Source organism: Kribbella sp. NPDC058245 (assembly GCF_042882005.1).
Taxonomy (GTDB): domain Bacteria; phylum Actinomycetota; class Actinomycetes; order Propionibacteriales; family Kribbellaceae; genus Kribbella.
Map to the genome: position 1 here is coordinate 312,508 of NZ_JBHVWY010000005.1, position 12,478 is coordinate 324,985.

At 67.2% G+C, this 12,478-nt stretch carries 9 protein-coding genes; 6 read left to right on the plus strand and 3 right to left on the minus strand.

The features are described from left to right. The first annotated feature begins 74 nt into the window (after nt 1-74). Nucleotides 75-197 (plus strand): hypothetical protein, encoded by a 123-nt coding sequence (locus ACFVWG_RS13710; protein ID WP_391543562.1) that lies wholly within the window; start codon nt 75-77, stop codon nt 195-197. Between the two features lie 117 nt (nt 198-314). Here ACFVWG_RS13710 and ACFVWG_RS13715 read toward each other — a convergent pair whose 3' ends face one another. After that, on the minus strand, nt 315-719 hold the full coding sequence (locus ACFVWG_RS13715) for a hypothetical protein (protein WP_132408929.1): 405 nt from the start codon (nt 717-719) through the stop codon (nt 315-317). 458 nt (nt 720-1,177) lie between these two features. On the opposite strand from ACFVWG_RS13715, the gene ACFVWG_RS13720 reads away from it, so the two are divergent. After that, entirely contained in the window at nt 1,178-2,074 is an 897-nt protein-coding gene (locus ACFVWG_RS13720) for a phosphotransferase (protein ID WP_391543563.1), read from the plus strand. Between the two features lie 113 nt (nt 2,075-2,187). Next, nucleotides 2,188-2,949 (plus strand): class I SAM-dependent methyltransferase, encoded by a 762-nt coding sequence (locus tag ACFVWG_RS13725; protein WP_391543564.1) that lies wholly within the window; start codon nt 2,188-2,190, stop codon nt 2,947-2,949. Nucleotides 2,950-2,998: 49 nt separating this feature from the next. Here ACFVWG_RS13725 and ACFVWG_RS13730 read toward each other — a convergent pair whose 3' ends face one another. Next, a complete protein-coding gene (locus ACFVWG_RS13730) occupies nt 2,999-3,991 on the minus strand; it encodes a malate dehydrogenase (RefSeq protein ID WP_391543565.1) in 993 nt (330 codons plus the stop codon). A 182-nt stretch (nt 3,992-4,173) separates the two neighbouring features. Here ACFVWG_RS13730 and ACFVWG_RS13735 point away from each other — a divergent pair, with 182 nt between their 5' ends. The 3 genes from ACFVWG_RS13735 (at nt 4,174) to ACFVWG_RS13745 (ending at nt 11,980) form a co-directional block, all read left to right on the plus strand. Continuing rightward, a complete protein-coding gene (locus tag ACFVWG_RS13735; RefSeq protein WP_391543566.1) occupies nt 4,174-5,310 on the plus strand; it encodes a glycerophosphodiester phosphodiesterase in 1,137 nt (378 codons plus the stop codon). A 16-nt stretch (nt 5,311-5,326) separates the two neighbouring features. Beyond that, nucleotides 5,327-6,133: a spermidine synthase gene (locus tag ACFVWG_RS13740; protein WP_391543567.1), complete on the plus strand. Its 807-nt coding sequence runs from the start codon at nt 5,327-5,329 to the stop codon at nt 6,131-6,133. Between the two features lie 87 nt (nt 6,134-6,220). Beyond that, nucleotides 6,221-11,980, plus strand: coding sequence for a hypothetical protein (locus ACFVWG_RS13745; protein ID WP_391543568.1), 5,760 nt, complete (start codon nt 6,221-6,223; stop codon nt 11,978-11,980). Here ACFVWG_RS13745 and ACFVWG_RS13750 read toward each other — a convergent pair. Next, nucleotides 11,949-12,437, minus strand: coding sequence for a helix-turn-helix transcriptional regulator (locus ACFVWG_RS13750; RefSeq protein ID WP_391543569.1), 489 nt, complete (start codon nt 12,435-12,437; stop codon nt 11,949-11,951). The genes ACFVWG_RS13745 and ACFVWG_RS13750 overlap by 32 nt on opposite strands. Between the last annotated feature and the right edge of the window lie 41 nt (nt 12,438-12,478).

Here is a 12,478-nt window from a genome sequence, read left to right on the forward strand (position 1 = left end):
GGCAGGTGAGGAATGAACTCGCGGGGAGCTGGGTCGAGGTTCGTGTTTCCGGTCGCGGGGACTACCAAGCCGAGATGCGTGACCTTGTTGATCGTCTCCTAGCCGAGGGCGGATACGCGTTCGACGACTACTCCGACGACCCCTTGGTCTCGACAGATCCGGCATGGCCGACGAAGGGCGAGACCTTCCGGGCTTGATGGTTCCCGGACATCGGCAGGCCGCGCGGATCGCGGCTAGATCCGGACGTTCCTGGACGCAACCGGAGTCGCGGTCGGGGGGACTCTTTGCAGCGTTCGTTGCGCTTGCGACCGAGGTCAGGGTAGGTCGAGCCGGTCCAGGATGAGATCGGCGGAGACCAGGTATGCCACCGCGAGAGCAAAGAACACAGCAGGGACTGCTAGCGAACTGCGCGCACGCCTCGTACGCAGGATCAAATAGACGGGGAGAAGCAGGATGCCCCACCACGCCGAGACCTGTACGCCCGCCCTGCGTAGCGCCGCAGAGTCTGCGCCGACCACTGCCCAGCTCAAGAGCGTTGCGAACAGGAGTGACCCCATGGCTGAGTCGCTCGCACCGAACAGTTCAAGCGCAAGCACGTCAAACGCGACCCACGTCACCGGCAATAGCGCGAGGAACAGTGCCGTGACGGGTGCAGGCGTCGTCCGTCGAGCAGGGGCCGTACGAGAACTGCTCGGGAGGTCCGCGCCGTCCACTGTCATGTTCTGTCACCCTCCATCCAAGCCACCCACAGAAGTTCTACCAGCCATGCACGGCCAACACACTCAATTCGGCAGATCCGGAAGGACATGCTCCTGCAGGCCGTGCCGAAGTGTCACCACCAAGCGCCCCGGAAGTGTCACCGATGTCCTGATCCAGAACTGTCACCTATGTCTTGAGACATAACAGGCTGATCGGAACAGGCTGATCGGAGGTGTGATGTGTCAGGACCGCGGTGATGGTTCTGTCTTGAGGTAGCACAGAGCCCAATCGGAGCGGCGTGATGTCTCAGGACATCGGTGATAGTTGCGTGGGTCGTGGAGGCGACACCTGAAGCAGGCTCAGCCGACCAAGCGCGGAAAGGGTTCGTAGCCACGCATTCTCTGCCAGAATCGCAATCTGCAACGGCGTAGACGCCTGGACCCTGACGGCGTAGATGTGTGGACCCTGGGAGGAACTGATGCCGGAGGAACCCGATGCCGAGATCCGACGCCGGGTCGAACAGGCACTGGGTCGGGCGACCACGACGTGGGCTGTCCCCGACACTGGTTGGTCGGGGGCGAGTCGGTACTCGGTCGGGTTGGCGGACGGTACGCGCGTCTTCGTCAAAGCGGCCACCGATGACGATACCGAGCGCTGGCTCCGTACCGAACACCTTTCCCTGCAGCACGTTCCCGAGCGGTTCGCGCCAACGATCATCGCGTGGCTCGACGAGCCTGGCCGCCCGATTCTCGTCACTGAAGATCTCAGCCGGGCGCACTGGCCGGCCGGCCATCAGGGTGTGAATTGGCGCCCCGGCGATATCGATCTCCTGCTCACCGCTGTCGCCGATCTCTCCCGGATCGAGGCGCCGGACGTTTTCTCACCCACACCGCGAACGCACGCTCGCTGGCCCGGTCTACTGTCCGGCCCGGACCGACCGGCCTTCCTCGAACTGCAGCTGTGCTCAGCGGAGTGGCTCGACAACGCGGCGCCGCAGCTCATCGCCGCCGAATCCCGCTGCGATGAGGACGGAGAGAGCCTCGTGCACGGGGATATGCGCAGCGACAACATCTGTATCGACGGCGAGCGGGTGGTTTTCGTCGACTGGAGCCACACCTCACGCGGCAGCGCCGACCATGATCTGGCCGGATTGCTTCCGACTCTGTACCTCGAAGGCGGGGCCCTTCCGTACGACGTCATGCCGGGCGGCGCACCCTGGGCTGCCGCTGGTGCCGCCACACTCGCCTATCGCGTTCTCCACGAGTCCCTGCCGAACTGGCTGGTCCCGGTGATGATCCGGCTGATCGAGATCGACCTGTCGTGGGCAGCGTCATCGCTGGGGCTTCCGCAGCCCGACGGCACCGCCCCGCGCTAGCCAAACAACCGACGGCACCGCCCCGCGCTAGCCCAAACAACCGACGGCACCGCCTCGCGCTAGCCAAACAAATGGCAGGCGGTGGGGAGGGGCGAGGTGTCAGGATGCTGGGCATGGTTGAGCGTGCGTTGAGTTTCGGGGCTGTGGCGGAGACGTATGAACAGTTCCGTCCTGGGTATCCCGACGAACTGCTCGAGGTGGTGACGGCGTACGCGGGTGGGCCGATTCGGACTGCTCTCGAGATCGGCGCTGGGACCGGCAAGGCGACGCGCGTGTTTGCGGGGGGAGGGATCGCGGTCACGGCGACTGAGCCGGACGCGGCGATGCTCGCCGAACTGCGTAAGCACCTTCCGGCGACCGTGACCGCCGTACAGGGTGCGTTCGAGGATCTGCCGCTCGATACGTCGTACGACTTGGTGTACTCGGCGGCCGCGCTTCATTGGACCAACCCGGAGGGCCGGTGGGAGCGGATGGCTGCGCTCGTGCGGCCGGGTGGGGTGTTTACCTCGTTCGCGTCGCCGATCCAGCTGGCCGACCTGGATCTCAGGGAGGCGGTGCGCGTGGCGCGTGCGCCGTACCTGGAGACTGACGATGTGCCGTCGCCCGACCCGCGCCCGCCTGCGGAGCGCTCGATGGATTGGCCCGGTTCGGAGCTCGAGCAGTCGGAGTGGTTCACCGATGTCCGGCAGACGGTGGTCGAGCGGCGGCTGCTGCTGAGTGCTCAGGACTACATCGGGCATCTCTCGACGGTGTCGGCCTACGTGCTGCTGGAGCCCGCCGTCCGGGACGAGGTGTTCCGCCTGGTCCTCGAGGTGCTGCCCGAAACCGTGGAGATCGACGCGGAGGTCACTGCTCACCTCGCCCGCCGCAGGTAGCACAAGGCCCTCGCTCCCGAGTGGAAGCGAGGGCCTTTGAACAGCAGTGTCAGCCGATCAGGTTGAGGGCCTTGACGGCGTCGCGCTCTTCGGCGAGCTCGGCGGTGGAGGCGTCGATGCGGGCGCGGGAGAAGTCGTTGATCTCCAGGCCCTGGACGATCTCCCAGTTGCCGTCCTTGGTGGTGACCGGGAAGGACGAGATCAGGCCTTCCGGTACGCCGTAGGAGCCGTCGGAGACAACCGCCATGGACAGCCAGTCGCCGTCGGCGGAGCCGCGCAGCCAGTCGCGGGTGTGGTCGATGGTGGCGGCGGCGGCCGAGGCGGCCGAGGAGGCGCCGCGGGCCTCGATGATGGCGGCGCCGCGCTTCTGGACGGTCGGGATGAAGTCGTTCTCGAGCCAGTCGGTGTCACCGGTGAAGTCGGCGGTGCCCTTGCCGGCGACCTCTGCGTGGAAGATGTCCGGGTACTGGGTGGCCGAGTGGTTGCCCCAGATGGTCAGCTTCTTCAGATCGGTCACGTGCACGCCGGCCTTGCGGGCGAGCTGCGCCAGGGCGCGGTTGTGGTCGAGCCGGGTCAGCGCGGAGAAACGCTCGGCGGGAATGTCCGGCGCGTTGCTGCGAGCGATCAGCGCGTTCGTGTTGGCCGGGTTGCCGGTGACGGTGATCCGGATGTCGTCGGCGGCGTGGTCGTTCAGCGCCTTGCCCTGGCCGGTGAAGATCGCACCGTTGGCCTCGAGCAGGTCGCCGCGCTCCATGCCCTTGGTCCGCGGCCGGGCGCCGACCAGCAGGGCGACGTTGGCGCCGTCGAAGATGACGTTCGGGTCGTCGCCGATCTCGACCCCGGCCAGCGTCGGGAAGGCGGAGTCCTCGAGTTCCATGACGACACCCTCGACGGCCTTCAGCGCCGGGGTGATCTCGAGCAGCCGCAGCTCCACCGGGGTGTCCGGGCCGAGCAGGGCACCGCTCGCGATCCGGAACAGCAGGCTGTAGCCGATGTTCCCGGCGGCTCCGGTGACGGCCACCTTTACCGGTGTAATGCTCACGACAGCTCCAATCTGTGCATTCTTTGTCCTTCGGACGCTAGCAACATCCTCAGGCGCGCCCAACCCTGGGTCACCACCGACTTGCTCACATCCCCGGCGGTTCGTTCACCGGGCCGTCATCTGCCGGACGCAGTGGGGGCGCACCGTACTCGACAGTCCCTGACATGTAAGGAGCAAGTCCCATGAAGCGGTTCCTCCCCGCAGCCGTCTCGGCCCTCGCGGTCGGCGCCACCCTGCTGGCTCCCCAAGCGGTCCAGCACGCCGGCCAGCAGCAGAACGGCGACCAGGCTCAGGTCGCAGGCTCCGCCTACCAGCACCGCGACGACTTCGTCATCATCGGCCACCGCGGTGCCTCGGGGTATCGGCCCGAGCACACGCTGGCGTCGTACGAGCTGGCCGCCCGGATGGGCGCCGACTACATCGAGCCCGACCTGGTGAGCACCAAGGACCACGTCCTGGTCACCCGGCACGAGCCGGAGATCGGCGGTACGACGGATGTCGCGAAGCACCCCGAGTTCGCGAACCGCAAGAAGACCAAGGTGCTCGACGGGGTCTCGCTGACCGGTTGGTTCACCGAGGACTTCACCCTCAAGGAGCTGAAGACGCTGCGCGCCGAGGAGCGCATCCCGGCGATCCGGCAGCACAACACCGCGTTCAACGACCGCTACCAGATCCCGACCTTCCAGGAGGTCATCGACCTGACCAAGCGGCTGTCCAGGGAGCTCGGCCGGCCGATCGGCATCTACCCCGAGACCAAGCACCCGACGTACTTCCGCAGTCAGGGCCTCCCGCTCGAGCCCGAGCTGGTCAAGACGCTGAACCGCAACGGCCTGAACCGTCCGGACGCCAAGGTGTTCGTGCAGTCCTTCGAGGTCTCGAACCTGATCGCCCTGCACAAGCAGCTCCGGGTCCCGCTGGTCCAGCTCACCGACGCCGTCGGCCGGCCGTACGACTTCACGGTCGCCGGTGACAAGCGCACGTACGCCGACATCACCTCTGCGAGCGGGCTGAAGGACGTGGCGAAGTACGCGGCCGGCGTCGGTCCGTACAAGGAGCAGATCATCCCGTTCACCGCCGACGGCAAGCTCGGCAAGCCGACCACGCTGGTCGCCGACGCGCACCGGGCCGGTCTGGTCGTGCACCCGTACACCTTCCGGGTCGAGAACAACTTCCTTCCGGCCAACTTCGACAGCGACGCCGTCCCGTCGGACTCGGGCAACCTGTTCGGCGAGATCGCGGCGTACCGGGCGACCGGCATCGACGGCCTCTTCACCGACAACACCGACATCGCGGTCGCTCAGCGGGCCGAGGCGAAGTAACTGACAAGATGGGTGGGTGGAACGCAAGGTCGGCACGGGGACAGCGACGGTAGAAGCAGCGGCCGACGGCACCTATGTCCTGGCCGTCGACGGCTCGCTGCAGTCGCAGGTCGACCTGGCGGATCCCACCCACCTCTCCTTCGAGTACATGCGGCGGATCGCCGACGTACTCGACGCGATGGCGTCCCGCCGGCAGCCGATCGCGGTGACCCATATCGGGGGTGCCGCGCTCAGCCTGCCGCGGTACGTCGCGACGACGCGACCGCGGTCCCGGCAGATCGTGCTCGAACCCGACGAGGATCTGACCGAGTTCGTCCGGGAGAGCCTGCCGCTGCCGAAGCGCTCCGGGATCAAGGTCCGCGGCGCCACTGGCCGGGCCGGGATCAAGGACCTGTACGACGATTCGATGGACGTCGTGATCCTGGACGCGTTCGAGCGGGAAGCCGTCCCGGCCAACCTCGTCACCACCGAGTTCTTCGCCGACTGTGCCCGCGTTCTGCGGCCGACCGGCCTGCTGATCGCGAACCTGATCGACGGATCGGCCGGCCTCCCCTTCATTCGCCGTACGGCGGCCACCGTGCGAGCGGCGTTGGGCGACGGCGTCGTACTGGCCGAGCGCAAGATCCTCCGCGGCAAGGGCTTCGGGAACGTCATCCTGGTCGCCTCTCCGAATGCCGTGCCCGACCTGACGGCGACCGGTCGGAAGGCACAGCCGCCGTACGACGTGACTCCGCTGGCCGAACTCGCCGGGAAGGCAGCCGCCTTGACCGACGCCGAGGCCTTCACCCCGCCCGCTGCGCCGCCGGGGACATTTCGTCCCTGACCACCTGCACGGCAGGTAGCTGACAGACTACAGACTGTGATATGTAGGTGACGGCGTCCGCCCGCCACCGACGAACGGGGATCTGGGATGGGTCGGCTACGCCTGGGGGTTGCACTGCTGCTCGTGGCCGGACTCGGTCTGGTGCCGACGGCAACAGCTCAGGCGGAGACCATCCGCGCCTTCGGCAAGGTGTTCGGTGCGCAGACGAACGGCGCGATCCGGATCACCGGCAATGCGTTGGAGACCTGCGACACCTCGGCGCCGACCTGCAAGGCCGCGCTCGCGGGCGGGAATACAGGGGCCTCGAACAACGAGTGGGCGATGCGCTTGCTCGACGCGGACTCCGACGCCGCGACGAAGTCGTCGTCCGCGGCAACAGTCAGCGTGCCCGACGGTGCGAAGGTCCTGTACGCCGGTCTGTTCTGGGGAGCCAGTCGCGCGGCGGGAACCGGCGGTACGGCGAGCAGTGGTGACGGCAAGACGATCAAGCTCAAGGTTCCGGGCGGCACGTCGTACCAGACGATGACCGCCGGGCGGACCGACTATCTCAGCGCCGCGACCCAGGACTACTCGTCCTACCTCGACGTCACTGACGTGGTGGAGAAGGCTGGGAGCGGCGAATATTGGGGTGCGGATGTTGCCGCAGGCACCGGTGCCGATCGGTATGCCGGTTGGAGCCTGGTGATCGCCTATGAGGACTCGAGCGAGCCGCTGCGCGACCTGACCGTCTTCAACGGCTACGCGCGCGTGACCACCGGCGACGTGATCAAGACCAGCATCTCGGGCTTCCTGGCTCCGCCGAGCGGCGCGGTGAACGCGCGCTTCGGCAGCGTCACCTATGAAGGCGACGCCGGCATCAGCGGCGACTACTTCGCTGTGAACGGCACCCGGCTCGCGGATGTGCAGAACCCGTCGGCCAACTTCTTCGGCAGCCGGGTCACCGACGGCGGCAAGAACCTCAACGATCGCACGCCGTCCGCGGTGAACAACCTCGGCCTGGACGCGAAGGTGGTGGATGGCGCCGGCATCCTCGCCAACAGCGCAACCAGTGCCGAGCTCACCTTCGCCAGCACCGGCGACTTCTACTACCCGGCCGCGCTCACCACGCAGATCGACCTCTACGCACCGAAGATCAAGGGCACCAAGACTGTCCGCAACCTAGCCGGCAACGCCCCGGCGAAGGTCGGGGACACCCTCGAGTACACACTCAGCTACGGCAACACCGGTGACGACGACGCGCTCAAGTCGACGATCCGCGATGCGTTGCCGCCGAATACGACGTACGTGCCGGGCTCGCTCGCTGTCGGAACCACCACCAAGACCGATCAGGCCGGAGACGACCAGGCCGAGTACGACGGCTCCTCGCGAACCGTGCGTTTCCGGGTCGGCAAGGGAGCGAATGCGACCACCGGCGGCCGTCTTGGCGCTAACGAGAGCGCGACGGTCCGCTTCCGCGTCACCCTCGACGGCCCCTCGGCCGGGACCACCGTGGTGAACACCGGCTACCTCGACTACACGGCCGAGACCCTCAACAAGCCGTACACCTACCGCGCCGACGAGGTCCGTACGCCGGTCGCCGAGTCGGCCGATCTGCAGCTCTCCAAGACCGGTACGCCGGATCCGGTCGCGGCCGGTGCCGAGCTGACCTACACACTCGTTGCCCGGAACAACGGTCCGAGTACGGCGAAGGATGTCGCGGTCGCCGACACCCTGCCGGACGGCGTTGAGCTGGTCTCGGTCAAACCCGCGCAAGGTACGTGCACCAACAAACTCGAGTGCGCGCTCGGCGAGATCCCCTCCGGCTCAAGCGTCTCGATCACAGTCGTGGTGAAGGTCCCAGCCGCCAGCACTGCAACAGGATTGACGAACGTCGCCACCGCGACCACGTCGACCTCCGACCCGAACCCCTCCAACAACACCGCCTCGGTGACCACTCCGGTGACACGCGTCGCCGACCTCGCACTGGAGAAGACGGTTGCCCCGAGCAACCCTGCTCCGGGCGAGCGGGTCAAGTACACGCTGAAGATCACCAACAACGGTCCATCCGTGGCCCAGCAGGTCCGCGTCGCCGACTCGCTCCCGGCCGGTCTGACGATCATCGACGCCCAGGCACCGGCCCCAGCCGGATGTTCAGCGGCCGGTCAAGACATCACCTGTCTCGTCGAGACCCTGGCCGGCAAGGCCACGTTGACGATCGAGGTGACGGCCACCCTCGACTCGTCGTACCAGGGTGGTCCGCTGGCCAACAGCGCCGCAGTCTCCAGTGCGACGCCCGATCCTGATCCCTCCAACAACACCGGTACGGCGACCATCACGCCTGGTGATCCGAAGGCCGATCTGGTGGTTGGCAAGCAGACGGTGACTTCGCCGGTGGTCCCGGGGAAGCCAGTCACCTACCAGATCACCGTGCACAACGACGGCCCGTCCGACGCCCGTGCGGTTCAGATTGCCGATGACTTGCCAACTGGCTTGAGCGAGGCAACGGCCGACTCGACCGCGGGGTCCTGCACGGTGCCGTCCGGCCAGGTTCGCTGCGCGCTCGGCGATCTTGGTAATGGTTCGACGGCAACCATCACGGTCACCGCGCAAGTGGCGACGACCGCAACCGGCACGCTGACCAACAGCGCCACGGCGACCTCGTCGACGCCGGATCCGGAGAAGTCGAACAACACCGGCCGCACGTCCGACGACCTCAAGCCGAGTGCCGACCTGGCGATCACCAAGACCGCCCAACCGGCGCCGGTCCAGGCCGGTCGGCCCGTCACCTACACGCTGACGGTCACCAACAACGGCCCCTCGGCCGCGCAGTCGGTCACGGTGACCGACCCGGTTCCGGCTCCGTTGAAGTACGTCTCGGCCACGTCGTCACAGGGTTCCTGCGACGAAGCCAGCGGCACGGTCACCTGCGCAGTTGGAACAGTTGCCCCAGGCGACAAAATCACCGTGACCGTGGTGGCGAACGTCCCCTCCGGCACCCCGCCGAACGAACTCGCCAACACGGCCAAGGTCTCGTCGCCGACCCCGGATCCCGTTGCCGACAACAACAGTGCGACGTACACGCTGCTCACCGGTGCGCAGGCGAACATCACGCTGACCAAGACTGTCAGCCCCGACCCGGTCGTGGCCGGTGAGGCGATCACCTACAAACTGACCGTTGCCAATGCCGGCCCGTCCGATGCCCAAGGCATCAGCCTGGACGACGACGTACCGGCTGCGGTGACGGATGTGAGTGCTGAGGCGACCGGTGGGGCGACCTGCAAGGTCAGCGACGGGCGCGTCACCTGCGAGTTGGCGACGTTGGCCGCGGGGGACAGCTTCGTGGTCACCGTCACCGGCACGGTTGCGCCCGCGACAGCGTCGGGTGCGTTGACGAACACGGCCTCGGCCGGCGCAAAGACGCCGGAGGACCCGACCGACTCGGACAACACGGCCACCAGTACGACGACTGTCCAGGCGCAGGCCGATCTCTCGATCACCAAGTCCGCTCCGGCGACTGTTGTCGCAGGCAACGAACTCGTCTACACGCTGACGGTTCGCAACGCCGGCCCGTCCGACGCGATCGGTGCTGTGGTCACCGACACGTTGCCCGCCGGTACGACGTACGTCCGTGGATCCAGTTCAGTCGGCGACTGCATGCAGGACCCGTCGGTCGCGGAGCCAGTGGTCATCTGCCCGGCCGGTCGCCTGAAGCCCGGTGCTTCGCTGGTCATCACGGTGACCGTCAAGGTGGACTCGGCTGTTGCCCCGGGCAAGCTAACCAACGCCGCGACGGTCAGTTCGCAGACGCCGGATCCGAACGACGGCAACAACCGCGATACGGCTGACACCACGGTCACGGCCTCGGCCGACCTGTCGATCACCAAGTCGGTGACGCCGTCACCGCTGGTCGCGGGCGGTGAGGGTCTGTACACGCTCACCGTGCACAACGCCGGCCCGTCGACCGCGCAGGCCGTCACGGTGACCGACACCCTCCCGGCCGGCGTATCGGTGCTGGAGGCAACCAGTGCGAACGGCGACTGCACCACTGCGGTGAGCTGCACGCTCGGGGCGATGGGGCCGGGCGCGGATGCCGTCGTACAGATCCGGGTCAAGGTCGACTCAGGTCAGACCGCTCCGATCACCAACGCGGCCGGCGTCACCAGTACGACGCCGGACCCGAACGACTCGGACAATACGAGCAAGATCATCACCAAGGTCGACCAGGCGGCCGATCTCGAGGTGATCAAGACCAGCGACGAGAAGTCGGCGACTGCCGGTGGCGGCGTCACCTATCGCCTCACCGTCGTGAACCACGGGCCGTCGGACGCGACCTCGGTCGCCTTGACCGACACGCTGCCGACCGGGCTGACCATCGTCAAGGTCGAGCCCGACTGCAAGATCACCGGACCGAAGATCGAGTGCGCACTCGGCAGCCTCGTTGCCGGAGACTCGGTGACGATCGCGGTCACGGCGGCCCTCGACTCCGCCTACACCGGTACGACGTTGGGGAACACGGCGGCGGTGACTTCGCCGGTACCGGATCCCGATGACACCAACAACAGTTCGACCGTCACGATCCCGGTCGGGACCAGCGCGGATGTCCAGGTGACCAAGCAGTCCGAGCCGGGGACCGTCACACCGGGCAGCACGTTCGACTACGCGATCGTGGTCACGAACACCGGCCCGTCGGTCGCGCGGTCAGTGGTCGTCACCGACACGATTCCGGCCGGGCTGACCATCATGTCGGCCGTCAAGCCGTGCCAGGTCGACGGGTCCACGGTCCGTTGCGCACTGGGCGACGTACCGATCGGGCAGGTGATCCTCTCGATCAAGGTCAAACTCGCGGCCGGGTACGACGGTGCATCGCTGACCAACACGGCGACGGCGACCTCACCGACACCTGATCCGGACAAGGACAACAACACCGGGACGAGTGTCTCGCCGGTCGCGGCGCTGGCGGATCTGGCCATCACCAAGACCATGGTCCCGGCGAATCCGGTCGCCGGGCAGCAGGTGACCTACACGCTAACGGTGAAGAACAACGGGCCGTCCGATGCGCACAAGGTTGTCGTCACCGATGAGCTGCCGCGCGGTCTGACCAAGGTGTCGGCGAAGGGTCCGTGCATTCTGTTGCCACCGGCAACGCAAGGGGCGCCGGATGCTCCGGAGGCTGGGACGGTCCAATGCAGTACGGCGTCCCTCGCGGAAGGGGCCACGATCGTCATCACGATCACGGCGACCGTCGTACCGGGGTTCAGTGGCGAGCTGGCGAACGTGGCACGGGTGGGGTCGGCCACGCCGGACCCGGTGACCACGAACAACGAGGCGAAGGTCAGCGGGCGTCCGGGGCGGTCGGCGAATCTTGCGGTCTACAAGACGGCGTCCAGTCCGGATGTGGTTGCCGGGGGGTCACTGCGGTATCGGATCGCGATTCACAATGACGGCCCGTCGGCGGCGCTCAAGGTGTCGATCACTGATGAGTTGGCGAGCGGTCTGAGGTTGCGGTCGACACCGGCGCGGTGCAAGGCGACCGGGCAGCTGCTGACGTGCGCGATCGATCGGATCGATCCCGGCAAGACGGCGGTGATCGTGCTCGATGTCGTGGTGGATCCGAAGTACGCGAGCAAGTCGGTGACGAACACGGCGACCGCGACCTCGGTGACGCCCGATCCGGATCCGAAGGACAACAGCAGCACGGTGACGACCACGGTGAATCAGCCAGGCAAGCCGAAGCCGAGGCCGGGTGGCGAGTTGCCGGAGACCGGGAGCCCGTTCGGGTTCTGGGTGGCCGCGATGGCGTTGATCCTGGTGGCGGCCGGGACTGTGCTGATCGCGGTCAGCCGACGAGCCGGTCGACGCAGTCACTGAAGGCGAGGCGCTCGGTGCGGCTCGCGCCGAGCGCCAGGATGAACTGATCGAGCCGGTCCGGTCGCGGCACCCGGCCACCCCGCAGCCAGCTCTGCAGGGTGGCTCGGGGGATGCCGGTGAGGCGTTCCAGCGACCGGAGTGAACGCGGCGCTGTGAGCGCGGTGAGCGCCGCTCCGAGGTCCTGCGGGGTGGCGGCCGCGCGCAGTAGTTCGTTGACGTCCTGAGGGCCGCGAGCGGCCGTCTCCCAGTGCCGCCGCCAGATCGGCAGCAGCTCGGCCGGTACGTCGCATCCGGTCAGGAACGCGACAGTCACCGGCCAGCTCGGCAGCTGCTTCCCGCTGGTCGCGCGGACCAGGTGTGCGTGCGAGTAGTGGGCGTGATCGGCGAGTTCGCGATAGGTGAGACCGGCATCCTGGCGAACCCGCTGCAGGGCGCCGGCGAACGCTTCGAGCTGCATGGCAACCTCCTCGCGATCAAACATAAGTCAACATGAACGAA

Coding starts and splice junctions, on each gene's coding strand:
- ACFVWG_RS13720 (WP_391543563.1), top strand. CDS start 1,178: ATGCCGGAGGAACCCGATGCCGAGATCCGACGCCGGGTCGAACAGGCA.
- ACFVWG_RS13725 (WP_391543564.1), top strand. CDS start 2,188: ATGGTTGAGCGTGCGTTGAGTTTCGGGGCTGTGGCGGAGACGTATGAA.
- ACFVWG_RS13710 (WP_391543562.1), top strand. CDS start 75: ATGCGTGACCTTGTTGATCGTCTCCTAGCCGAGGGCGGATACGCGTTC.
- ACFVWG_RS13735 (WP_391543566.1), top strand. CDS start 4,174: ATGAAGCGGTTCCTCCCCGCAGCCGTCTCGGCCCTCGCGGTCGGCGCC.
- ACFVWG_RS13750 (WP_391543569.1), bottom strand. CDS start 12,437: ATGCAGCTCGAAGCGTTCGCCGGCGCCCTGCAGCGGGTTCGCCAGGAT.
- ACFVWG_RS13745 (WP_391543568.1), top strand. CDS start 6,221: ATGGGTCGGCTACGCCTGGGGGTTGCACTGCTGCTCGTGGCCGGACTC.
- ACFVWG_RS13715 (WP_132408929.1), bottom strand. CDS start 719: ATGACAGTGGACGGCGCGGACCTCCCGAGCAGTTCTCGTACGGCCCCT.